The following is a 22,995-nucleotide window of genomic DNA, read 5'->3' on the forward strand; positions in this document are numbered from 1 at the left end:
CGGTGGGACCGCCAGGCCGGTGAAGCCGAGGCGTCGCTTACGGGTGGGTGGCCTTGGTGTTGGGCTGGGTCTTCTGGTTGTAGATCTCCTTGCCGTCCGCGTTGTAGGCGTGGACGTAGGGGGCCGGGGGGAAGTCCTTCCCGGTGTTGCCGGTGTTGCCGGCGTCGCCGGTGGTGATGGCCGCGGTGTAGACGAACGCGCCGCCGGCCATGACGGCCGGGTACTGGGTCGGGTCGTCGCCGTAGCTGATGGTGACCTTGGCGACCTCGGGCGTGTAGTGCCCGGCGCCCAGCGAGAGGAACTGCCCGGCACCGGCCCGCGCGCTGAAGCTGTCGAAGTACTCGATCAGGTGACCGGCGCCCCACAGGCGGTCGTTGATGAACGTCGCGGGGACGGACGTGCTGGTGCCCTTGTCGCCCTTCGACTCGCACTGCACGTACTGACCGGCGGAGTCGACGGCGATGACCACGCCGTCGGTGTCCGCGGAGGCGATGGGGGCGCGGACCGCGATCACCGCGTGGTACTGCGACGCCTCGGAGCCCAGGCAGGAGGCCAGGATCCCGGCGACGGCCCCGGCGTCGATCGGCGCCGTCGCCGTGCTGGTGACCGTGGAAGCGGCCGAGGTGGCAGGCACCCAGGTGACGGACGGGCCGGCGTCGGAGGCCGCGGCGGTGGGCGTACCGGAGGGCTTGCCGTCGGCCGTGGGAGCGTTCGTGGGGGTAGCCGTGGGAGCGGCCGTGGGAGCGGCGGTGGGGGTGGGCGTGGAGGTGCCGGTCGAGGCCGTGGCCATTCCCCCCGCAGCCGCGATGGCTGCGGCGGTGGCGGCGACGAGCATGATCGGGCGGATGCGCATGAATCCGTGTCCTTCCTGCGGGCGTCCGGTTGATGCCCGCGCCCCTGTACGCCTCCCGACGCCCGGCAGGTCGCACCCGCACACGTGATCCAGGCCACAGGCCGTGGATGCAACCCCGGGGCGGCGCTCGTGCGTACAGGACGGGAGGCTCCGCCCGGAATCCACGGCTCCACCGCCGCGGCCGAGGAGCGCTTCCCTCGCGGGCCGCCTGTGCCGCGAGCTGACGGACAGCCCCGAGGAGAGGCCCTTGATGACGCCACAGGAGTTCGACGCGTTCTACGCGGCGTCCTTCTCCCGCCTGACCGGGCAGCTCTACGCGCTCACCGGCAACTGGTCCGAAGCGCAGGACGTGGTCCAGGAGGCCTTCATCCGGGCGTGGGACCGAAGGCGCACCTTCGACCCGGGCAACGCCCCGGAGGCCTGGATCCGGACCACGGCCCGGCGGCTGGCCCTCTCCCGCTGGCGACGTCTGGCCCGGGGCCTGCACCTGGCCGGACGCCACCACCGTCAGGAACCACCCACCGTCGAGCCGCCCACCGAGGAACACCTGACGCTGGTCAGCGCGCTCCGCGACCTGCCCGAGGCGCAGCGGAGCGCCCTGGTCCTGCACCACATGTGCGACCTCTCCGTCGAACAGGTCGCGGCCGAGACCGGCGCCACGGTCAGCGCCGTCAAGAGCCGCCTCGCCCGCGGCCGGACCGCGCTCGCGGCCAGACTCGCCGACCAGAGCCCGACCAGCGAGGAAGGAAAGCTCCGTGTCTGACCCCACCCACGACACCCTCGGCGACCGGCTGCGGCTGCTCGGCACGCAGATGCCCGCACCGACCCTGCCCGCCACGGAGATCCGCCGACGCGCCGACCGGCGCCGCCACCGCCGGCGCGCCCTGGGCACGACCGCGGCCTGCGCCGCGGCAGCCCTGTGCCTGGCTCTCCCGTCCGTGCTGCACTCGCCGGGACCACGACCCGCACCGGGGCCGCAACAGGGAGCAGCCACCGCGGACGCCTCCCCCTCCGTGCCGCCTTCCCCCCGCCCCTCGGCCGCTTTCACGGTCACCAGCACGGCGACGGCGCCGATCGACGCCGGGGCCGTCGCCGGGATCCTGGCCTCCTGCCTGGGCTCGGAGGCCTCGCAGTACCACGCGGTGATCGCGGTCCGCGCCCCTATCGCCTCCTCAGGCACAGACGGCGTGGTCATCGCCGTCGACTCCGCCGGTCAGTACGTGCAGTGCGGGTCGAAGGGCGACAAGGGCACCAGCACGTCCGTCCCGGCGACGTTCATCAACGACCGTCTGTGGGGCGCCGGTCACCTGATCGAGTACTTCGACAGTTTCAGCGCGCGGGCCGGTGCCGGGCAGTTCCTCTCCCTGGGCGCCGGGCATTACACGCCCGAGGTCGCCAAGGTCACCATCAGCTACGGCGACGACCCGACCCAGTACCCGGCCGTCATGGCCGGCGGCGCGTTCGTCTACACCGCGGCCGTCTCCACCGGCGACACCAGCGGCACCAGCGGCACCCAGAACGCCTTCCCCCCGGCCCCCTACGTCCACGCCTACAACGCGGACGGCAAGGAGATCTACAACCAGAAGACCCAGCCCAACACCAAGGCCACCCACCCGTAAGCGCTGCTTCAGGCACCTGGTGGTCAGGCGGCGGCCTCGATGCCGAGGTCGGCGAGGAGACCCCGGACGCGCTGCTCGATCCGGTCGCGGATCGGGCGGACGGCGTCGACGCCCTGGCCGGCCGGGTCGTCGAGCTGCCAGTCCAGGTACCGCTTGCCGGGGAAGTAGGGGCAGGCGTCGCCGCAACCCATGGTGATCACCACGTCGGAGGCCCGCACGGCCTCGGTGGTCAGCACCTTCGGGGCCTCGGCGGAGATGTCGATGCCGACCTCGGCCAGGGCCTCGACCACGGCCGGGTTCACGGTGTCGGCCGGGGCGGAGCCGGCGGAGCGGACCTCGACGCGGTCGCCGCCGAGGCGGGTGAGGAAGGCGGCGGCCATCTGGGAGCGTCCGGCGTTGTGCACGCAGACGAACAGGACGGACGGGACGGACGGGACGGCGGAGGCACTCACGGGCGGGTTCTCTCTTCGGGCGCGGCGGCAGGGCGACGTGCAGCCATTATTGGGCCGGGCGTCCGGCGGCGGGGCCGTCCGGCCGGTGGGCCCCGGCGGCTGGGGCGTGGGCCCCGCCCCGTCCGGGCTGGGCGTGGCCCGCGCACGGGGGACCGGGGCCTCTCGCCCCTGGTCCCGCGGACGGGCCACCGTGGAGGCGTCGAATCGGACGGAACGGAGGAGAGGGAGGCGAGTCTGATGATCGTCTCGGAGACGGCCGAGTTCCACGTCGGCGACCGCGTCCGCGTGTACCGGGAGTCGTTCTACGGCGCGGTCGAGAGCGCCGTGGTCGTGGACACCCCGGCGGACCGCAGTCTGCGGCTGGAGTTCGGGGACGGCCGCCGCAACCACCTGCGCAAGGGACGCGTCGAGCTGGACACCCGGGCGCTCGGCGCCGGCCGGCCGTAGTGGTCGGGCCCTCGGGTCCCGCCGACTACGGCCGGCCGGCGGGACCCTGACGGGGATCAGCCCTGCTGGGCGGCCTTGTTGAGCTTGTCGAGCTGCTGCTTGACCTGCGCCCGGTCCGGCATGGCGGTGTCGTGGAGCGCCGAGTCGGCGACCATCGTGATCACGTCGCCGGTGCGGACGAAGACGTAGGTCTTCGTCTCCACGAGCGCGTTCTGGCCGCCGTCCTCGTGGTACTCGGCCTTCAGGGCCAGCGTGGCGTCGCCGATCGTGTCGTAGGTGGCCTTGCTGAACTTGGCCCGGGTCGTCGGCTGGGGCATGTTCGTCATGGTGTCCTTGAAGCTCGCGCAGGACGCGAGCGCCGACTCGGCGGCGGCCATGGCCTTCTCCGCCTGCCCGGGCGCGTACTGGGTGAGGTGGATCTCCACGTACTCGCGGCCGTTGCCGCCGTAGTAGGCGCCCGTCGCGGAGGCGGCCGGCGCCTGGGCGGCGTTCCCGGGATCGTCCAGGTCCAGAACGGGCTGGCAGGCGGGCTTGTCCGCGGTCTGCTTGTGCTCGTGCTGGGGCGGGCCGACCACGGACCGGTTCTCGTCCGCGTCCAGGTCCTTCTTGGTGAGCAGCGCCTTGACGAGCTGGTCCTGCGTCAGCGGCTTCGCTGCCGCAGCCTTGCCCGGCCCCGACGCGGTGGGCGCGGCGCCCGTGGGCGCCTTGGAAGCGGCACCGGTGGCCGGCGAGGAAGCGGCCGGGCTCGGGTCGTCGCCGGGGCCGCAGGCCACCAGGGTCAGGGCGAGCGGCGCGACGACGGCCGCGGCCAGGGCAATACGCGTGGAACGCATGGTTCGGAATCCCCCGAGAATCAGAACGAATCACTTGACCGTGCCAGTCGGCCGATGAGATTGGATCATGGACCGCTGACGACCGGTCAAGGTACCGCACGGCGTCGACTCCGCCACGTCAGGGACCCCTCCGACCAGGTCCCACCAGCCCCGGGAGGAGCCGGCCGGCGTCAACGATCCGGTAGGGTCGCGCCCCGCGAAGAGGTCGGGCAGCGGTGCGTACGGAGGACCGGTGGAGGCGGAGCAGGTGGCGGGGAAGGTGGGGCTGGCGACGATCGCCCGCGCGTGGGGGCGCATCGGCTGCACCGGCTTCGGCGGGCCTCCCACCCACATCGCCCTGCTGCGCCGGCTGTGCGTCGAGCGGACGGGGTGGATCACGGCGGCGGAGTTCGAGGACGGCATCGCCGCGACGAACCTGCTGCCCGGGCCCGCCTCGACCCAGCTGGCGATCCTGACGGCCTGGCGGCTGCGCGGGATCGCGGGCGCGCTGGTCGGCGGAGCCGCGTTCATCCTGCCCGGCCTGGCGCTGATCCTCGTGCTCGCCGCCCTGTTCCTGGCAGGCAGCCCGCCGCTGTGGGTGCGCGGGGCGGCCGCCGGGGCGGGGGCGGCCGTGGCCGCGGTGGCCGTGCAGGCCGCGGTCGCGCTGGTGCCGGCGAGCTGGAAGCGCGCCGGTGCGCGGCGGTCCGCGCGGGCCCGCTGGACCGGGTACGTGGTGGCCGGTGGTGCGGCGGCGGTGCTGCTCGGCCCGTGGATGGTGCTGGTGCTGGTCGCCGCCGGGCTGTCGGAGGTCGCCGTGCACACGCGCCGCCAGGCCGCACCGGGTCCGGGCCGAGGGCCGCGACGGCGCGGCGCGTGGCCGCTGCCGCTGGCCCTCGCGGCGCCGGCCGGCGGCGGGCTGCTCGCCCTCGCGTGGGTGGCGTTCAAGGTCGGCGCGCTGTCGTACGGCGGCGGGTTCGTCATCATCCCGCTGATGCACGCCGACACCGTCGACCAGCACCACTGGATGACGGACGGCCAGTTCCTCAACGCCGTGGCCCTCGGCCAGATCACCCCCGGCCCGGTCGTGCAGACCGTCGCCGTCGTCGGCTACGCGGCGGCCGGCGTCCCCGGCGGACTGCTCGCCGCCGCCGTCGCCTTCGCCCCGTCGTTCCTGTTCGTGACCCTCGGCGGCCCCCGCTTCGACGCGCTGCGCGCCGACCCGCGGATCCAGGCGTTCTTCGGCGGCGCCAGCGCGGCCGTCATCGGCGCGATCGCGGGCTCCGCGGTCCCGCTGGCCACGGCGCTGCAGCACGCCTGGCAGTACGCGGTCCTCGCGGCCGCCGCGCTCTGGCTGCTCGCCGCGCGCCGCGGCGTCGTCGGGGCCCTCCTCGGCGCCGGCGCGCTCGGCGTCCTCGCGGCGGCAGCGGGCCGGCCGGTGGGCTGAGCAACTTCGGGCAACAGCTCGACCAGGCAGGGAACGCCGAGCAGACCGAACGCATCCGCGAACTGGTGGCGGCGAACCAGCAGCTCGAAGCGCAGGTCACACAGGTGACCGGCGAGCGGGACCAACTGCAGGCCCCGCTCGACAAGGCCGAGGAGGACCTGACGACGGCCGCCGAGATCCGCAAGCAGCTGATGCGGGCCGGCTGGCGAAGTCACGCCGGCGGATTGAACACGACTACGGTGAGCTGAAGACCCGCCTGGGCCTGGAGCGCTTCGAGGGCCGCTCCTACATCGGCTGGCACCGCCACGTCACCCTCGTCAGCGCCGCCCACCTCTTCCTCACCGAACAGCGCGCCCTCCCAAGGCCCAGGCCAGGGCCTGACCTTCCACCAGACCCTGGACCTCCTCCAACACCTGATCGCCACCTGGAGGTAGCCGAGGTAGTCCTTGCCGCTGCGCCCGTCCGGCGCGCGCAGCAGCGCCTCGACGGCCTGGTGAACCGTCACCTTCATGGTGCCGTGGAGGGCGTGGGCGAGGCGGGCGGCGGCGCGCTCCGCCAGAGCTGTGTGCCGGCGGCACGCGGCCGGGTTACACGAGGGGGTGGGTCGAGCGCGTCACGCACGACCCACCCCCGCTGATTCATCTGATCACGACCAAATACGCGCCCTAGGCCCCCCTCTTCCCGGATCCCGCCGGATCGGCGCGCGGCGGGATGCCCGTCACGCCACCGTTTCCTGGCATGCACATGACGGTATGTCTGGATGCGGCACCATCTCGTCCATCGAGTCGAGCGCCCGCAGCCCCGCCTCCTCCAGGCGCCGCAACAGGGCGACCGTCTCCCCCGGTTCCTGGCCCGGGAGTTGACCGGCCTGGGCCTCCAGCACGATGCCGGAGATCTCATGGGCGACGAAGTCGTGCAGCCCGCGGGCGACTTCGAGCCGCTGCTCGCGCCGAGCCCGGTCGACGGCGCGTTCCCGGCGGGCCTCCAGCACCCGCAGGTACACGCCAGCCCCGGCGACCCCCAGCACCGGCAGCAGGGAGAGCAGCACCCCGACCACCGGCCCGGCCGCGCTGCCGTGCGGCGCCCGGAGGGCGAACCGCAACGGGAGCACCACGGCGGCGAGGGCGACCGCCCCGCCGATCGGCCCGGCCCGGCGGCCGGGCAGCCGGCGGACGGCCCGGACAACACAACCAGCAGCGCCGGCCATTCGAAGGGCAGCCAGAAGGCGGGCGACCGGTAGGGCCCCTGGTAGCCCAGGTCGAGCAGCAGCGAGGCCCCGGCCGCCGCGCCGGCCGCGACCGTGAGCGTGACCCCGCCGAGCGGCCACGGCAGCAGCGCCACCGCGGCGGCGAGCGCGGCCGTCAGGGCCGGCAGCAGGGCCGCGCCGCGCTCCCCCGGGTGGGCGAGCACGACGGGCGCGAGCAGCAGGAGGGCGGCGACGGCGGGCCATCGACGACGCCGGGCGAGGCGGTACTGACGGTCGGTGCGCACACCGCCGAGCCTAGGGCCCGCCTGCGGGCAGCCCTCCCGGGGGAGGCCCGGTCCTCCCCGCGAAGGAATCAACTCCCCTCCGCAGCGGGAGGTCCGCGCGGCCCGACCGGGCCAGACTCGATGTCGTCGGAACAACCGCCTACAACGGAGGCCACACCACCATGAACCGTCGTCTCGCCGTCACCGCGACCGCGCTCTGCCTCCTGGCGGCGACGCTCGCCACCGCCGCCCCGGCCTCCGCCGGCGAACCGGCCCGTCGGGAGCGCCGGTCGCCGCCGACCACGCCTCGGTGCGCCTGCACGGGAGCGGCACCCGTGCGCACGAGCCCGCGCCCGGCCGAAGCGCGTCGGGTAGCACCCGTGCGCACGGGCCCGCGCCCGGCTTGTCCAAGACCGGGCGCGGGCCGCCGATCCCCACCCGGTTCCGATGCCCTCGCACCGGGTGAAGTCCCTTCGGGCGTACGGTCCTCAGACCGCGACCGCCTCCTCCATCTCAGGCCGATTGGCGACATTCGGAAGGCCTTCCGGCGGGGTCGGCGGGCGACGAAGCTAGTGATCGCCGCCAGGGAAACAGTCCGAACGGCAGCCGGACGGAGCGTCAACCGCTGGACGCCCCAACCGGCCAGGCCCACCCCGTCCATCGACAGCAGAGGACTCCGTCATGATCCGCACCCGTACCGCCCAGACCGCCGCGGTCGCCCCCGTCGCCCTCACCACGTTCCTGATCGCCCCCGCCGCCACCGCTTCGACGCCCGCCCAGGCCACCACCGCCGGCTCCGACAGCATCGGCTGGGTCGGGACCGTCGCCCCGGCCAGCATCGGCTGAAACGGCTGAGCCCGCGATGGAGGTTGTCCACGCCAGCCTGAAACGCCGCCACCCCGGCACCGCAGCACCGGAGAACGAGGCCGCCGAAGCCGTGGACGCCCTGTGGGCGCACGCCGAACCCGCCGACGGCCTCCAACACGCCAGCGCCTTGCCCGCACCCGACCGCATCGACCTCCTGCTCTACCTCCTCACCCGCAACACGCCCCCAGCGACGCCGTCAGCCGCGCCCACCGCCTGATCACCCGCAGCCACCGCACCTCGCCCCTGCTGCGCCAAAGCTACCTGCCGCTCGAACCCCCGGCAGCCTCAGGCCACACCGCCCGCTGACCCGGCCCGGCCCGGCCCGGCCCGGCCCCGGCGCCCCGGCGCACGGCCTCGTCTTCGACGGCCGCCGGCTCTCCTGCCCCGGACTCCGGGCGGCGGATCCACCCGTCACGCCGGCACACGTCATCACCACGCACCTGGCCACACCTTTCTTCACCTTCCTGCCCTTCTCATCCACGGGAGCCGTCATGCCTGGACGCATTCGACGATCGACCTTCACCGCCGCCTCGGCGGTCCTGGCCCTGTGCGCCGCAGCCGTGGTGACCGGTTGCGGCGCGGCCGGCACCAAGACGCCCACAGCCGCCGCGTCCAGCACGAGCACTCCCGCCACCATCACACCAGGCACCTCAACTCCCATGCCGAGCAGCACAGTTGGTGACCCTGCGGCCACGCCGACACCGTCGCAGACCACTCCGGGAGCCGACCCGAGCCCCACCAGCGGGCCTGGGTCCGCATCGGCGACGGAGGCTGCGCCGAACACCGCGAAGCCGACGGCGCCGGCGCCGGCGCCGGCCAAGGCAGACCCGGGCGCCGCCCTGACTCCCGCCGTCCAACCGGCCGGCCTGGCCCAGCTGCCCATGGCACCCAAGCTCGGGTGGAAGCCCGACGGGCCGTTGAGCAGCCAGGAGCTGCAGGGCCGGAAGATCACCCTCAACGAGTGCACGAGCGTCGTCGGCGCCACCACCTGGCAGCAGCAGGGCTACCTCAGCCAGGCCCAGAACCCCGCGGGGCAGCAGCTGTTCTCCTTCCCGTCACCGGAAGCCGCGCACACCGCCTACCAGCAGATCCTCGCCGGCATGGACACCTGCCAGACGTCCTCCCGCCAGCTCCAGGCCCGCCAGGGCGTCACCCAGGACGCGACCGTCACCCGCACCGCGTCCACCGCCGACGGCACGTCATGGTCGAGGACCTGGACGGGCGTCGGCGGGATGTCGGCCCCCGACAAGCAGACCAACCACCTCTACGCGCTCCAGCAGGGTGCCGTCCTCACGCTCTTCCAGTTCGACGAACTCCAGGACCGTCCTGCCCCGGCCCACGACACCGGCACCGATGCGTCCGTGCTGGCCGCCCTCGCCGCGCTCGGTGCCCATCGCTGAAACCCGAGCCGCCCCGCCCTTTGCCCTTTCACCTTTCACCTTTCAGCTCTCCAACGGAGGAACACCCGTGTCCGTCAAGAAGTCATCCTCGCGCCCGGCCGGTGTCCTGGTCGCGGCCTGCCTCGCCGCCACCGTGCTCGCCACTGCCCCGGCCCACGCCGACAGTGTCCAGTCCACCTACATGGCCGCGTCGTCGACCGGCTCGCTGGGCAACAACGCGGCCCCGGGCGGCAAGGTCACCCGCAGCCAGGTACTGGCCCGCGCCCAGGCCTGGGTCGACCAGGCCGTCCCGTACAGCGCCAACGGACTCGAGGCGCCGTACAGCTGGTGGTCCGACTCCCAGACCGGCGGCCGCTACCGCCAGGACTGCTCCGGATTCGTCTCCATGGCATGGGAGTTGCCCAAGAGCCCGACGACCCTCGACCTCCCCTCCTACTCGACTTCCATCAACAAGTCGGACCTCCAGCCCGGCGACATCCTCGACAGCGACGCGCACGTGATCATCTTCGCCGGCTGGCGTGACAAGGGTGCCGGGACCTTCAACTTCTACCAGGAGAGCAGCCGGTCCACGCCGACGAACTACAACACCACCGGAGACCTGAACTCCAGCAGGCTCGCCGGTCACGACACGAGCACCTACACCGCCTACCGCTACAACAACATCGTCGACGACGCCGCCCCGGCGCGGGCGGGACGGCCCAGTGTCGTGGCGGACCCCGCCACCGGGCACCTGATCACCTACGTCCGCGACACCGCCAACCACCTGTGGTCGGTGGATCCCAAGGGACCGGGCTGGATCGACTTCGGCCCGATGGCCGCCGGCGACCCCGTCACCGTGGTGGACCCGGCGACCAAGCACCTGATCACCTACGTCAACGGCCCCGACCACCGCCTGTGGTCCGTCGACCCCCAGGGCCCCGGCTGGACCGAGTTCATCCCCACCACCTCCGGCACCGTCATGGCCTCCGACGCCGTGCCCAGCGTCGTCGCCGACCCCGCCACCGGGCACCTGATCACCTACATCCGCGACACCGCCAACCACCTGTGGTCCGTGGATCCCAAGGGACCGGGCTGGATCGACTTCGGCCCGATGGCCGCCGGCGACCCCGTCACCGTGGTGGACCCGGCGACCAAGCACCTGATCACCTACGTCAACGGCCCCGACCACCGCCTGTGGTCCGTCGACCCCCAGGGCCCCGGCTGGACCGAGTTCATCCCCACCACCTCCGGCACCGTCATGGCCTCCGACGCCGTGCCCAGCGTCGTCGCCGACCCCGCCACCGGACACCTGATCACCTACATCCGCGACACCGCCAACCACCTGTGGTCCGTGGATCCCAAGGGACCGGGCTGGATCGACTTCGGCCCGATGGCCGCCGGCGACCCGATGACGGTCGTCGACCCCGCCACCAACCACCTCATCACCTACCTGAACGGCCCCGACCACCGCCTGTGGTCCGTCGACCCCCAGGGCCCCGGCTGGACCGAGTTCATCCCCACCACCTCCGGCACCGTCCTCGGCGGCAACCCGTTCACCATCGCCGACCCCGCCACCGGACACCTCGTCACCTACGCCCACGACACCAACGGCACCTTCTGGTCCGTCGACCCCAAGGGCCCGGGCTGGACCAAGTTCTGGGGCGGCCCCGCAGCCGTCGCCTCCTGACACGCCCCTCCGCACCAGCGCCGGGCCCCGTCACCGCCGGCCCCGACTCCACCGAGTCGGGGCCGGCGGCCTTCGTCCCGAGGACCTAGGGCGCGTATCTGGTTGTGATCAATCTGCTGGTTCTGCCTTCGTTGTGGGGGTGGATTCGGTAGATAGTCATGGGTGACGCGAGTGCAACTGAGTGACGCGGAGTGGGAGTTCATCGAGCTGCCCACCACGACGCCGCCGGGATGCACCTGGACCCCGACGCGCTGGCCGCTCTGGAGAAGGCGGCCGACGAGGCGGGGGCGGCTCGGCAAAAAGGGGCGGCCCGGAGGAACAAGACGGACAGGACACCGCGGACGACCCCGACCGGGAGGAACAGAGACGCGCCCGACGCCGTCGCAAGCTCCGCCTGAAGGCTGCCCTGCTCGGACGCTCAAGGGGTGGGCAGACCAGCAAGGTCCACGTCGCCGGCGAGCGCAGGTGCCGCCCGCTGGAGTTCATCCTGACCGAGGGCCAGGCCGCCGACAGCCCGCAGTTCATCCCCGTACTCAAGAAGGTCCGGGTCCGCGGACCGGTCGGCCGCCCCCGCACCAGGCCCGACGCGGTCGCCGGGGACAGGGCCTACTCCTCCCGCGGCAACCGCGCCCACCTGCGCGGGCGCGCGATCAAGGCCGTCATCCCGGAGAAGAAGGACCAGGCCGCCAACCGGAAGAAGAAGGGCAGCAAGGGCGGCCGGCCCGTCAGCCACGACGCCGACCTCTACAAGGAGCGCAACACTGTCGAGCGCCTGATCAACAGGCTGAAGGCCTGGCGAGGCATCGCCACCCGGTATGACAAGACCCCCGCGAGCTACCTCGGCGGCCTTCACCTTCGCGGCGCGATGATCTGGCTCAAAGACCTCACCAAGACCAACCCTTGATCACAACCAGATACGCGCCCTGGTCCGGCCTGTTGAAGGCGCGCGGGCAGCCGGTTGGGCACCAGGGGTCAGCCGGGGAGGTGGTACGCATCCTCGGGTCGGCGTGGATCGTCTTGCCGTAGATCCTGGCGCCACTCGCCGGCCCCGGCCGGGCGGTGGTTGTGCACATGCGGTCGAAGTGACCTGTCAGCGCACAATTCACGGCGATCACGGCGACGCGCACGGTACGGTCGGCCCACCCAGTCGACGCCCGGAGGCCGCCATGGTGTCCGCTCTCCCCGCCACCCGACCCGGTTGGAACGAGCTTCCTGCCGCCGTCCGTATGGCCGTCGAGGAACATGCCCGGTCCCAGGTGATCGGAGTGGATTACCCGTCCGGCGGGTTCACGCCGGGCATCGCCGCGCGCCTGCGGCTCGCGGACGGCGGCCGGGTGTTCATCAAGGGCGTGCCGGCCGAGGATCGCACCGCGGGCATGTACCGGGCCGAGGCCGCCGTTGGGCCGCATCTGCCCTCCGGGGTCGCGCCGGCGCTGCTGTGGACGGTGGAGACGGGGGGCTGGCTGGTCCTGGGCTTCGAGGACGTCGACGGCACGACTCCTGAGATCGCGCCCGGCTCTGCAGGGCTCGGCGCTGTGCTCGCGACGGTGGGCGAGCTCGGTGGACTGCTGACGCCGTGCCCGGCTGGGCAGACCGGGCCGTTCTCCGTGCTCGCCGGCACCCTGGCCGGGTGCTGGGAGCGCCTGGCCGAGGGCGGCCTGGACGGCTGGGACCAGGAGCACGCGCCCGAGCTGGTCGCCCTCGATGATCCGGCCGCGCTGGTGCGGGCGACCGAGGGCGACACCCTTCTGCACTGCGACCTGCGCGCGGACAACATGCTGCTCTCGGACGGCCGGGTGCGGGTGATCGACTGGTCGTGGTTCGCCCGCGGCGCCGCCTGGGTCGACGCGGCGTTCTTCCTGCCGCAGCTGATGCTGGCCGGCCACGCCGCCGCCTCCGCCGAACACCTGCTCGCCGAGCAGGTGCCGGCCTGGCGGGAGGCGCCCGAGGACGGGGTGCTGGCGTTCGCGGCCGCCATCACCGGGTACTGGGCGTGGCAGCAGCGCACCGGCCCCGGCGGCGCGCTGGGCGCCTACCGGGGCCGGGCCGCCGCCGCGGGACGGGAGTGGATCGCTCACCGCACGGGCTGGAACACCCCCGTCCCGGTGACTTTGTAGCAGCCGCGGCGGTCAGGTCTGCGAAGCCCCGGGCGAGGACCGCGTGCAGGTGTGCGGGGTGGAGGTAGCCGAGGTAGTCCTTGCCGCTGCGCCCGTCCGGCGCGCGCAGCAGCGCCTCGACGGCCTGGTGAACCGTCACCTTCATGGTGCCGTGGAGGGTGTGGGCGAGGCGGGCGGCGGCGCGCTCCGCCAGAGCTGTGTGCCGGCGGTACGCGGCCGGGTTGCACGAGGGGGGTGGGTCGAGCGCGTCACGCACGACCCACCCCCGCTGATTCACCTAGTGGTTGGCACCGTGTCACACCTGGCGGCGCTGCGCTGTCCTTCTTGCGGAAGCGGAACCGAGAGAAGGGATCGTGAGGATGAAGGCCGTCATCGTGTGCGCGTCCGTGTCGCACGGCAATACGCGTCGTGTCGCCGACAGCATGGCCGAGGTGCTGGGCGCGAGGGTCGTTTCCCCGGAGGGGGCCGACCTGGCGGAGCTGGCCGCCGCCGACCTCGTGGGATTCGGCGCGGGTGTCTTCCACGGCCGGCTCCACCCCCGGCTGACCGAGTTCGTCAAGGCGCTGCCCGGCGGGCGGGGCCGGGCGTTCGTGTTCGCCACCAGCGGGTTCCCCGAGCTGCCGCTGGCGCCTTTCACCCGCCCGCTGGTCCGGCTCCTCGAAGGCAAGGGCTTCGAGGTGGACGGGAGTTTCTCGTGCCGGGCGCTCGACACCTGGGCGCCGTTCAAGCTCGTCGGCGGCATCAACAAGCAGCGGCCGGACGCCGGTGACCTGGCCGCCGCGCGGGCGTTCGCCGAACGACTGCGGGACGGGCGGGGGCGGTCGTCCTGACCGGCGGGCGGTCGGTCCTCGGCCAGTTCTGCGGCGATCTTCGGCCCAGAGGTGCCGTTCCGGTGCGAACCGGTCGTGGACGGCCTGGTGGGTGGCGATGATGGCGGTGGCGGCGTTCCTGCCGGAAGCCCTGCCCGGCCCCGCCCAGGAGAGAGGACCTGTCCATGGCGCGCACCCCCCACCTCCGGAACCTCAAGCGGTTGATCGCCGACCACGCCGTCGCCGAGCGGCTGCGGATGCCCGTCGACGAGTACCGCGGGCTGCGCGGCGAAGCCCGGGCCGAGTCGGACGGGCCCTCCCGGCGGGCCCTGCTCGCCCGGGCGGCGGCGCTCGGCGTCGGTGTGAGCGCGGCGGGCGCGGTGGGCGCCGCGCAGCCGGCCGGTGCCGCGCAGCCGGAGCCCGTGACCCGCTCCGGCGCGGCGCCCCGGGTCGCCATCGTGGGCGCCGGCATCGCCGGGCTCAATGCCGCGCTCACCCTGGCCGACCGCGGCATACCGTCGACCGTCTACGAGGCCAACCCCGGCCGGATCGGCGGCCGGATGTACTCCGGCGGCGGCGCCGGCTCGCCCGGCCTCTGGGAGCAGGGCCAAGTCTCGGAATTCGGCGGCGAGTTGATCGACACCGCGCACAAGACGGTGCAGCGGCTGTGCCGGCGCTTCGGGTTGGGCCTCACCGATGTCCTCAAGGCGGCGCCGGCCGGTGCCGACCAGGTCCGGTGGTTCCACGGCCGCTACTACCCGCGCTCCCGGGCGGACCAGGACTTCGCGCCGGTCTGGAAGGCCGTCCAGGCGGACGTCCGGGCCACCAGCGGGTCGCCGACCTGGGACCGGCACACCGCCCGCGACGTCGCGATGGACGCCCTGTCGGTCCGGGACTGGATCGACTCCCGGGTGCCCGGCGGGCACTCCAGCGACCTCGGCGCTCTCCTCGACGTGGCCTACGCCGTCGAGTACGGCGCCGACACCACCGCCCAGTCCGCGTTCGCCCTGCTCGGGCTGATCTCCGAGCAGGCGGACCCGGCCCACTTCTCCGTCTGGGGCGCCTCCGACGAGCGCTACCACGTCGACGGCGGCAACGACCGGCTCCCGAGGGCCATCGCGGACCACCTGCCGCGCGGCACGGTCCGGCAGGGCTGGCGGCTGCAGGCGGTGGCCGCGAACGCGGACGGCAGCCAGTCCCTCACCTTCGCGGTGGACGGCGGCCGCACCCGGACCGTCACCGCGGACCACACCGTGCTGGCCCTGCCGCTGCCCGTCCTCCAGCGGGACGTCGACCTCTCCCGGGCCGGGCTCGACCCGAGGATGCGCGGCGTGCTCGCCCACCTGACGATGGGCCACTGCACCAAGCTCAACATGCAGTTCACCGCGCGCCCGTGGCAGGGCACCGGCCCCTGGCCGGGCGTCTCCGCCGACGAGTGCTTCGCGGACCTGCCGTTCCAGCAAGCCTGGGACGTCACCCGCGGCCAGCGCGGATCCCACGGCATCCTGGTGCATTACGGCGGCGGCACCCCCGCCGCCTCGCTCACCCCGCCGCGGGCCTTCACCGACGCCTCGGTGCCGTACACGGCGGGCCTCGTCCGCAGCAACCTCGGCCAGATCGACCGGGTGTGGCCGGGGACCGGGGCGGTGTGGAACGGGCGGGCGACCCTCTCCGCCTGGCACCTCGACCCGTACACGCACGGGGCCTACTCCTACTGGCCGGTGGGCTACCTCACCACGTACGCCGGGTACGAGGGGACGGCCCAGGGCCGGCTGCACTTCGCGGGCGAGCACACCTCGTACGACTTCCAGGGCTTCATGGAGGGCGGCGCGGAGTCCGGTGCCCGGGCGGCCGGGGAGGTGCTGACGGCGATCGGCGCCCGCCCGAAGCCGTGACGACGGGCGGGGCCGGCGCGGCGTCGAGGTCCGCGCCGGCCCCGCCGGTGGGTGGCCGGGGCCGGCCTCAGCGGCGGCGCAGGGCGGCCGCGGCGCGGGCGGCGGCGCGGCCGTGGCGGCGGTGGCCGCGGGTCTTGAGGTACCAGGCGAGCCAGTGCAGGGAGTCGGCGAGTCCGGCGAGTTGGGCCCGGGGCGCGGTGCGCAGCGGGCCGTCGAGCAGGGCCAGGACTTCGTCGACCAGCGCCGGGACGGGCGCGGTGTGCTCCAGGCGGGCTTCGCGCAGCGCCAGGTTGCCGAGGGCGTGGGCGAGCCCCGCGAGCTCGTCCACCGGCGGTGGGGCGCCGCGGTAGCGGGCCACCGACTCCCGGGACGCGGTGCGGGCGTCCTCGTGGCGCTCCAGGTCGGCGCAGCGGATGCTCAGGTTGTTGAGCATCCTGGCCAGTTCCCGGGGCTGCGCGGCGGGGTCGGTTCCGCCGTGCAGCCCCGAGAGGCTGCCGGGGCGCGGGGCGTCCGCCGGTGCGTCGACGGCGAGGCGCATCAGCTGGACGGCCTCCGCCGTCGCGGCGAACGCGTCGCGGTGGCGTCCGCAGGAGGCCAGGCGGGAGCCGAGGGCGTCGAGGGAGCCCGCGAGCAGCGGGCGGATCGGCGCGGGGAAGGATCGCAGCAGCCGGCGGTGCAGACCGATCGCCTCGGTCAGGGGTGCGACCGCCTCCGCCGGGCGGCCGACCGTCCCGAGGAGGAGGCCCAGGTCGTGGAGCGTGGCGGCCAGCCCGAGGACGGCGCGCGGGTCGTCCTGGCGCAGCCCCCGGCAGTAGGTCACGGCTTCGCGGCGGGTGGCGAGTGCCCCGGCGAGGTCCCCGCGCGTGCTCTGCTCGCGGGCTCGGCGGGCCAGTTCCTCGATCCGGTCCCACGGGGCCGGTGACGCGTCCTCGGGGGGCGCGGACCGGCCGTGGAAGCCGGTCTCGTCCATCGTGAAGCCGCGGCTGCCGAGCAGGGCGTTGACGGCGGCCAGCCCCGCGGGGCTCTCGACCGCGAGGCGCCGGTGGACGGTCGCCATCAGGGCCCGGCACTCCCGCGCCTCGGGCCCCTCGCCCGCGCCGGTCTGCCGCAGCGCCTGCGCGAACACCGACAGCGCCGCCCAGTAAGCCTCGCCGTCCGCCTGCCGAGCCGCGTCGAGCGCCTTGTAGCGGGCCACCGCCTCGCGCAGGACGTCGACGGCCCCGGCGAACGCGCCGCTCTCACCGAGCAGGATGCCGAGGTCCGCCAGCGCGGAGGCGAGCCCGTTCCCGCTCACCGGGCCCGGCCGTACCCGGGCCTCGACCCGGCGCAGTTCCAGGGCCTCCCGGACGGTCTCGACGGCCTCGGCGCGGGTGGCGTGCGGGGAGAGCTGGTTCGCCAGGTTCTCCAGGGCGGCGGCGAGCAGGCGCCGGTACTCGTCCGGCTCCTCGGCGGCCAGCGCCCGGAACAGGGCGACGCCCTCGCGGGCGGGCGCCACCGCCTCCGCGCGGCGCCCGCGCACGCCGAGGCACCTGGCCTGCTCGACCAGCGCCTGCGCGAGCCAGGGCCGGCAGTCCTCGTCCACCACGACGAGCCGTCCGAGGGCGACGCGCTCGGCGAGCACCGCCTCCAGCTCGTCGAGCCGGGCCGGCAGGTTCGCGGGGCCGCTGAGGAGTTCGCTCAGCCGGTCCAGGGCCTCCGCGAGCTCCAGCTGGTGGCGCAGCCGGGTCGCCCGCGGCACGTCGCCGTCCAGCCGCAGCCGCTCGACGCAGAGCTCGACCTCCATCCGAGCTCGCGTCAACTGCCCTTCCAGGTCGGTTCCTTCGTGCTGGTTCATCGGCCCCCCGCCTCGCGCTCCCAGTCGGCACGGTCCAGCCTAGCCGGGCGGGCCGCCGACGCGACCGTCCCGCGGCGGGACCGTCCGGCCGGGGACGGCGGTGGACGGCCGGGGACGCTCGTGGACTGCCGAGGACGGCCGTGGACCGCCCGGGCCGGTCGCGGTGTCAGCCGTCGCTCTGGGGGCCGGCGAGGTTCGCGGTGAGCCATTCCAGGGCCTTCGGGATCATCTTCGCGAAGTCCACGGTCAGGTGCTGGCCGCCCGGTTGCTCGTAGTACTCGACGGTGGTCGGGGCGGCGGCCCTGGCCGCCCAGTCCTTGACCAGCTCGGCCTCGAAGGCGTTCGCCCCGCCGGCGGTGGCGAGCAGCCGGACGTCGGCCTTGCCCTGACCGACCAGCACGTCCGGGCTGTTGGCGGCCTGTTCGGCCTCGTGGCCCTTCCAGAGCGTGGAGTCCGGCTTGAAGTAGCCGTCGACGAGCGCGGCGGCCTTGTAGAGGTCGGGGCGTTGCAGGGCCAGTTTGGCGCTGCAGAAGGCGCCGTTGGACACGCCCAGCAGGCCCCAGCTGTCGCGGCCTTCGAGGGTGCGGAAGTTGGCGCGGACGAAGTCCGGGACGTCTTCGGACAGCCAGGTGCCCATCCTGGGCTGGCCGGGGATGTCGGAGCAGTCCAGGGACCGCTCCACGTCGCTCGTCAGGTTCTGCACCGGCATGATCATGATGAAGGGGTGGGCCTTCTGCTGCTGGACGAGCTGGGCGTCGATCTCCTGGACCGGCAGCTGCTCGTTCGCCCAGGTGTTGTAGCCGTTGCTCTGGCCGCCCGCGTAGAGGGTGAGGACGGGGAAGCCGTACGCGGCGTACTTCGGGTCGTCGTACTGCGGCGGCGACCTGCGCCTCGGAGAGGTCCCCCCAGTAGCGCAGCACCACCACGGTCCGCTGCCGCAGGGGCAGCCCCGGCGAGCGCGGCGAAGAGCACCTGGCGCTGGTCGGTCTGCGTCAGGTCCTCCGCGTCGTGCCGGTTCCCGGTCAGCAGGTACGCCGTCCGGACCAGCGCGTTCCACCGGCCCTGGACGAAGTCGTTGAACTCCGCCTCCTCCTCGCAGCTGGCCATCAGCATCACCTCCCTCACCCGTACGGACCACAAGATCCGTTGATCAGGTTGCCTGCCTCCGCCCCTCGGGTTTCGGCCGCCCGGCGAGGCGGCCGAAACCCGGGCCGGCGGCTGCGGGGGAGGGCGTACCGGGGCGCCCCGGTCAGGCGTTCCGGCCGCGGGCGGCGACCCGCCAGCGGTCCACCAGCTCGCCGCCGCTGACCACGGCGACGTCGTCGACGAGGTTCACCGCCACGCAGACGTGATTGGGGATCACCCGCAGCCGCGCGCCGAGCGCGGGCAGGTCGGTGCCGGCGGGCCAGACCACGGTGGCGTGGTGCTCGGACAGCGCCGTGATGCGGGCGTCGGGGTGGTCCATGAGCCGGCCGAAGCCCGTCGTCCACGCGGGCCGGTCGCCGCCGAGCACCTTGCTGCCCGCGTCCAGGACGAGCCGCCGGGGCGTGCTGTCGTCCCCCTCGTGCCGGCTGACGACGGTCGCCGCGACCGTCAGCGCGATGTCCGCCGTGCGGCACCGGCCGAGTTCGAGCTGCTGGGCGTCGCCGAACACGTAGACGCCCGGGCGCGCCTCGGTGGCCGTCGAGGCCCCGGTCAGCTCCGCGGTCGGGGTGGAGCCGCCGCTCACCCGCGTGACCTCGAAGCCCGCGGCGGCGAGCAGGTCGGCGGCCTGCCCGAGGGCCTGCTGCTCCTCCTCGGCCGCCTTCGCCGGCATGCCCGGCGCGTAGCCGTGGCCCGGGAAGGTGAACACTCCCGCGACGCGCAGCCCGGCCCGGGCCGCCGCCCGGGCCACCGCCACGGCCTGTTCCGGGCGGACGCCGCTGCGGTGGTGGCCGCTGTCGATCTCCACCAGGACCTCGATGTCGGCGGCCGAGGCCCCGAGGTGACGGCCCGCCGCCTCGGCGGCCTCGGCGGAGTCGGTGCCGATCGCGATCCTCGCCGTCGCGCCGAGCCGGCGCAGGCGCTCCGCCTGCCGGGGCCCGATCCAGAGCGGATAGGCGATGAAGAGGTCGGTGGCGCCGTGCTCGGCGAAGACCTCGGCCTCCCCGATGGTCGCCACCGTCAGCCCGACCGCCCCCGCCGCGAGCTGCCGCGCGGCGACCTCCGGCATCTTGTGGGTCTTGGCGTGCGGACGCAGCCCCAGGCCCTTGGCCCGGAGCGCCGCCGCCATGCGCTCGATGTTCCGTTCGAGGACGTCCCGATCGACCAGGATGTCGGGGGTGTCGATCTCCGCCGGGATTGTGCTCATCTGCTTCCTTTTCGACTCGGTTCGCGCCGCACGCATTCTCGCTCCCCGGGGATCGGTTCGACCACCTCGTCCGGGGCGGCCCGGGCGGGGAGCGGCGCGGACGCGGCGCAGGCCGGTGGGAGGCCTGCGCCGCGCCGGGGTCGGAAGGGCAGCGGGGTCAGCGGGTCAGTCGAGGGTCCACTGCTGCAACGGCGAGCCGGTGTCCGGCTGTTGGGAGAGCAGGGCGCCGTCCGCGCTGCCGGAGGTGGTCAGCAGCAGTCCGGTGCGGACGTTGGTGAGGGTGTAGGCGCCGCTCGGGAGCCGGGTGGCCGTCCAGTGCTGGTTGTCGTTGCCGGTGCAGGTCCACTGGATGACGGGGGTGCCGGGGGCGGTGGCGCCGCCCTGGTCGTCGGCGCACAGCTGGGAGTGGGCGTTGGTGAGGGTGTAGGAGCCGTCCGGCTGCCGAGTGAAGGTCCAGCTCTGGTTCCGGCCGCCGTTGGTCGTCCAGGTGTCGAGCCGGGTGCCCGGGGCCGTGGACCAGTCGGGGTCGTCCAGCGCCTTGCCGGAGCCGGAGACCGAGGGGACGTGGGTGCCGTCGAGGCCGGGGGCGGTGGTGGTCGGGGTGAGGGCGAGGGTCTGGGCGGCGACGGGGCGGGTGTCGCCGCCGGTGCCGGGGTTGTCCCAGGTGCGCTGGGGCGAGGTGGCCACGGCGCGGGTGCCGGCGCTGCCGGCGGTGAGGCTGAGCGCCAGGTCGCTGTAGCGGTTGACCAGGCGGTAGCCGCCGGCGGGGGTGGACGGCCCGCTGCTCGCCGGGCTGCTGACCAGGGTCTGGACGGACCACTGCTGGCCGGTGGTGGGGCTCGCGCCGCGCGGCTGGAGGGTCGGGGCGGCGCCCCAGGCGCGTCCGGCGTCGGCGGTGGAGTCGACGCCGAGCAGGCGCCCGGAGCCGGTGTTGGCGATGGTGTAGAAGCCGTCGCCGGTGGGGGTGAAGGTCCACTGCTGGGCGGCGGTGCCGGCGCTGGTGGAGGTGGTGAGGGCGTTGCCGCTCTGGGCCAGGTAGCGGCCGTTGCCCGCCCCGACCTGGTACGACACGCCGCTGCTGACCGGCGCCGGCGGCAGGGTGGTGGCGGCGGTCGGGGCGACGGTGACCTCGGCGTACTCGCCGTCCCCGGTGGAGCAGCTCCACCAGCAGTACGAGCGGAAGGTCTTGCCGACGACGGTGGTGCCGGTCCTGCTGCCGGAGTCCACCAGCCAGCGGTACCAGGAGCTCTGCGGCCCGCCGGCCGTGCCGATGTCGGTCCACCGCTGGGTGGCGAGGTCGTCGGTGACGTAGAAGTGCTGGGGCTGGTTGGAGCCGGCCTCGTTCTCGGGGGTGCCGATGTACCGGCCGAGGTAGGCGTCCCAGGCGATGTTCAGCACGGACAGCTGCGAGGGGGCGGGCATCGTCCCGGCGGCGATCTGGGTGCTGATGCTGCCCGCCCTGGCGGGGGAGTAGCTGTCGCCGGGGGCGAGGTAGCCGGTGCCGACGCCCTGGGCGGGGACGAGGTCGCTCTCGGCGCCGCCGACGCCGGGGGTGGACCAGGAGCCGTCGTGCCACTTGGTCCAGGAGGCGGCGGCCATCTTGCCGGAGATCGGCGCGCGGGCGACGTGCTGCTCGAAGCCGCCCCAGCCGCCGTGCTTGTCGACGGCCCGGGACATGTAGAAGACGTAGAAGTAGCCGGAGCGGTAGTCGGTGAACAGGCGCGGGTCGCCGTCGCCGTAGGAGTAGGTGCTGTTCGGGAAGGTCGCGTCGTCCCCGCGCACCGTGCTGTACGGGGTGGTGATCGCGTGGTCGGTGACGGCCCAGGTGCGGCCCTGGTCCTTGGAGACGGCGGAGTCGATGGCGTCGTAGTGCAGGCCGTCGCCGAACGGCTGCGGGGTGAACTCGTTGTGGACGAGCCCGTACCACCAGCCGGTGTCGGGGTCGACCCAGACGCCGACCAGGTCGCAGTAGTTGCGCTGGGCGTAGCCGGAGCCGGCGGGCGCGTTGGTGGCGGTCAGGCCGGTGGGGCTGTTGTTGCAGCGCCAGGTGGTGTCGGCGTTGCTGTCCTGGGGGTTGCCCGGGTTCACCGCGCCGCTGATCGGCGCGCGGGTGGCGGTGTCGAAGTTCGAACCGCTGTAGAACTGCCAGCTGCGGCCGTCGCTGGCGCCGTACAGTGAGTGCGCCGCCTGGTAGTAGAACCGCCCGTTGGCGTCGGTGTAGCCGGCGGCCGGGGTGTCGTCGGTGTTGCCGAACGCGACGGGCTTGCCCGCCGAGAGGGTGTACGGCGCGGGCGGGGCTGCGGTGCCGGCCCAGACCTGGGCGGCGGACGGGGTGCACGGGGCGAGGCCGACGCGGGCCCGGTCGACCGCCGAACCGCCCTGGACGGCAAGGCACTTGGCGGACTTGACGGCGTAGACGGTGCCGTCCGGGAGCCAGCCGAACTTCTGGTTGGCGCCGGAGTTGCAGCCGTAGAGCTGGAGCAGCGCGCCGGTGGCGTTGGAGGCGTCGGTGACGTCCAGGCACTTGCCGAAGGCGGTGACGCTGCCGTCGGTGTGCCAGGTCCACTGCTGCCCGGCCGTGCCGTTGCAGCCGAGCAGCTGGACGGGGTTGCCGTCGGCGGTGCCGGCGTTCGCGTCGTCCAGGCACGTGCCGCCGATGGTGACCGTTCCGGCCGTACCGGCGGCTGTGGCAGCAGGCGCGGCAGGGGCAGCAGGGGCGGCGGGCGCGGCGGTGGCGTTCGTCGCGGAGGTGAGGGGGAGGCAGGTCGCCGCCGCCAGGGCGAGGACCGGCACGAGCGAGGCCCGGGCCGGCCGAGACGTCGTCCGTCTCATCGGGGGGATCCTTCCGGAGGCGCGCTGCCTGCGGTGCGGGGGTGGCAGCGCGGACTGGCGATTAGTTCCGCCAGAATCCGAACATATTGGCCCGGGTGTCAACCCCCGTGCACGAGAACGGGTCCCCC

At 74.0% G+C, this 22,995-nt stretch carries 20 protein-coding genes and 2 pseudogenes; 14 read left to right on the forward strand and 8 right to left on the reverse strand.

The genetic code is table 11. From position 1 onward, the window contains the following. Positions 1 to 37: 37 nt before the first annotated feature. On the reverse strand, positions 38 to 853 hold the full coding sequence (locus AB2U05_RS33725; protein WP_369185305.1) for a hypothetical protein: 816 nt from the start codon (positions 851 to 853) through the stop codon (positions 38 to 40). 250 nt (positions 854 to 1,103) lie between these two features. Between AB2U05_RS33725 and AB2U05_RS33730 the strand changes: the two genes are divergently transcribed. Both AB2U05_RS33730 and AB2U05_RS33735 read left to right on the forward strand, forming a co-directional pair. Then, positions 1,104 to 1,616 (forward strand): SigE family RNA polymerase sigma factor, encoded by a 513-nt coding sequence (locus AB2U05_RS33730; protein WP_045705845.1) that lies wholly within the window; start codon positions 1,104 to 1,106, stop codon positions 1,614 to 1,616. After that, entirely contained in the window at positions 1,609 to 2,472 is an 864-nt protein-coding gene (locus AB2U05_RS33735; protein ID WP_369185306.1) for a hypothetical protein, read from the forward strand. The genes AB2U05_RS33730 and AB2U05_RS33735 overlap by 8 nt, the downstream gene beginning before the upstream one ends. A gap of 23 nt (positions 2,473 to 2,495) precedes the next feature. On the opposite strand, the gene AB2U05_RS33740 is transcribed toward AB2U05_RS33735, so the two are convergent. Then, positions 2,496 to 2,924 carry an arsenate reductase ArsC gene (locus tag AB2U05_RS33740; RefSeq protein WP_369185307.1) on the reverse strand — a complete coding sequence of 143 codons (429 nt, stop codon included), beginning with the start codon at positions 2,922 to 2,924 and terminating at the stop codon, positions 2,496 to 2,498. 237 nt (positions 2,925 to 3,161) lie between these two features. Here AB2U05_RS33740 and AB2U05_RS33745 point away from each other — a divergent pair, with 237 nt between their 5' ends. Beyond that, positions 3,162 to 3,371 carry a hypothetical protein gene (locus AB2U05_RS33745; protein ID WP_045705675.1) on the forward strand — a complete coding sequence of 70 codons (210 nt, stop codon included), beginning with the start codon at positions 3,162 to 3,164 and terminating at the stop codon, positions 3,369 to 3,371. Positions 3,372 to 3,427: 56 nt separating this feature from the next. Here AB2U05_RS33745 and AB2U05_RS33750 read toward each other — a convergent pair whose 3' ends face one another. Then, positions 3,428 to 4,204, reverse strand: coding sequence for a hypothetical protein (locus AB2U05_RS33750; protein WP_369185308.1), 777 nt, complete (start codon positions 4,202 to 4,204; stop codon positions 3,428 to 3,430). A 232-nt stretch (positions 4,205 to 4,436) separates the two neighbouring features. Between AB2U05_RS33750 and chrA the strand changes: the two genes are divergently transcribed. The 3 genes and pseudogenes from chrA to AB2U05_RS33765 form a co-directional block, all read left to right on the forward strand. Beyond that, entirely contained in the window at positions 4,437 to 5,627 is a 1,191-nt protein-coding gene (gene chrA, locus AB2U05_RS33755; RefSeq protein WP_369185309.1) for a chromate efflux transporter, read from the forward strand. A 65-nt stretch (positions 5,628 to 5,692) separates the two neighbouring features. Continuing rightward, positions 5,693 to 5,875 (forward strand): hypothetical protein, encoded by a 183-nt coding sequence (locus AB2U05_RS33760; RefSeq protein WP_369185310.1) that lies wholly within the window; start codon positions 5,693 to 5,695, stop codon positions 5,873 to 5,875. Further along, positions 5,815 to 6,008 (forward strand): annotated as a pseudogene (locus AB2U05_RS33765) (IS701 family transposase); the annotation flags it as partial. The gene AB2U05_RS33760 and the pseudogene AB2U05_RS33765, both read left to right, overlap by 61 nt. Positions 6,009 to 6,345: 337 nt before the next feature. Here AB2U05_RS33765 and AB2U05_RS33770 read toward each other — a convergent pair. Continuing rightward, a complete protein-coding gene (locus tag AB2U05_RS33770; protein WP_369185311.1) occupies positions 6,346 to 6,834 on the reverse strand; it encodes a histidine kinase in 489 nt (162 codons plus the stop codon). Between the two features lie 944 nt (positions 6,835 to 7,778). On the opposite strand from AB2U05_RS33770, the gene AB2U05_RS33775 reads away from it, so the two are divergent. The 8 genes and pseudogenes from AB2U05_RS33775 to AB2U05_RS33810 all read left to right on the forward strand — a co-directional run bounded on the left by AB2U05_RS33775 (position 7,779) and on the right by AB2U05_RS33810 (position 15,851). Next, the gene (locus AB2U05_RS33775; protein ID WP_157882303.1) at positions 7,779 to 7,943 is read left to right on the forward strand and encodes a hypothetical protein; all 165 of its coding nucleotides are present in this window, start codon (positions 7,779 to 7,781) and stop codon (positions 7,941 to 7,943) included. A 16-nt stretch (positions 7,944 to 7,959) separates the two neighbouring features. Next, the gene (locus tag AB2U05_RS33780; RefSeq protein ID WP_369185312.1) at positions 7,960 to 8,181 is read left to right on the forward strand and encodes a hypothetical protein; all 222 of its coding nucleotides are present in this window, start codon (positions 7,960 to 7,962) and stop codon (positions 8,179 to 8,181) included. Between the two features lie 664 nt (positions 8,182 to 8,845). After that, positions 8,846 to 9,364 (forward strand): hypothetical protein, encoded by a 519-nt coding sequence (locus AB2U05_RS33785; RefSeq protein WP_045705665.1) that lies wholly within the window; start codon positions 8,846 to 8,848, stop codon positions 9,362 to 9,364. Positions 9,365 to 9,431: 67 nt separating this feature from the next. Further along, entirely contained in the window at positions 9,432 to 11,030 is a 1,599-nt protein-coding gene (locus tag AB2U05_RS33790; protein ID WP_369185313.1) for a hypothetical protein, read from the forward strand. A 212-nt stretch (positions 11,031 to 11,242) separates the two neighbouring features. Further along, positions 11,243 to 11,934 (forward strand): annotated as a pseudogene (locus AB2U05_RS33795) (IS5 family transposase); the annotation flags it as partial. A 361-nt stretch (positions 11,935 to 12,295) separates the two neighbouring features. Beyond that, a complete protein-coding gene (locus AB2U05_RS33800) occupies positions 12,296 to 13,147 on the forward strand; it encodes a phosphotransferase family protein (RefSeq protein WP_157882306.1) in 852 nt (283 codons plus the stop codon). Between the two features lie 359 nt (positions 13,148 to 13,506). Next, on the forward strand, positions 13,507 to 13,977 hold the full coding sequence (locus AB2U05_RS33805) for a flavodoxin family protein (protein ID WP_369185314.1): 471 nt from the start codon (positions 13,507 to 13,509) through the stop codon (positions 13,975 to 13,977). Between the two features lie 164 nt (positions 13,978 to 14,141). Further along, complete coding sequence (locus tag AB2U05_RS33810) at positions 14,142 to 15,851, forward strand: flavin monoamine oxidase family protein (protein WP_369185315.1); 1,710 nt, start codon at positions 14,142 to 14,144, stop codon at positions 15,849 to 15,851. Positions 15,852 to 15,918: 67 nt separating this feature from the next. Here the strand turns inward: AB2U05_RS33810 and AB2U05_RS33815 are convergent, their stop codons facing one another. The 4 genes from AB2U05_RS33815 to AB2U05_RS33830 form a co-directional block, all read right to left on the reverse strand. Continuing rightward, on the reverse strand, positions 15,919 to 17,685 hold the full coding sequence (locus AB2U05_RS33815) for a tetratricopeptide repeat protein (RefSeq protein ID WP_369185316.1): 1,767 nt from the start codon (positions 17,683 to 17,685) through the stop codon (positions 15,919 to 15,921). A 166-nt stretch (positions 17,686 to 17,851) separates the two neighbouring features. Continuing rightward, complete coding sequence (locus AB2U05_RS33820) at positions 17,852 to 18,823, reverse strand: alpha/beta hydrolase (RefSeq protein ID WP_369185317.1); 972 nt, start codon at positions 18,821 to 18,823, stop codon at positions 17,852 to 17,854. A gap of 111 nt (positions 18,824 to 18,934) precedes the next feature. After that, positions 18,935 to 20,035, reverse strand: a complete 1,101-nt coding sequence (locus tag AB2U05_RS33825; protein WP_369185318.1) for an alanine racemase — start codon at positions 20,033 to 20,035, stop codon at positions 18,935 to 18,937. A 165-nt stretch (positions 20,036 to 20,200) separates the two neighbouring features. After that, positions 20,201 to 22,867, reverse strand: a complete 2,667-nt coding sequence (locus AB2U05_RS33830) for an RICIN domain-containing protein (RefSeq protein WP_369185319.1) — start codon at positions 22,865 to 22,867, stop codon at positions 20,201 to 20,203. Between the last annotated feature and the right edge of the window lie 128 nt (positions 22,868 to 22,995).

It is taken from the genome of Streptomyces sp. Y1 (genome assembly GCF_041053115.1).
GTDB lineage: Bacteria > Actinomycetota > Actinomycetes > Streptomycetales > Streptomycetaceae > Kitasatospora > Kitasatospora rubellomurina.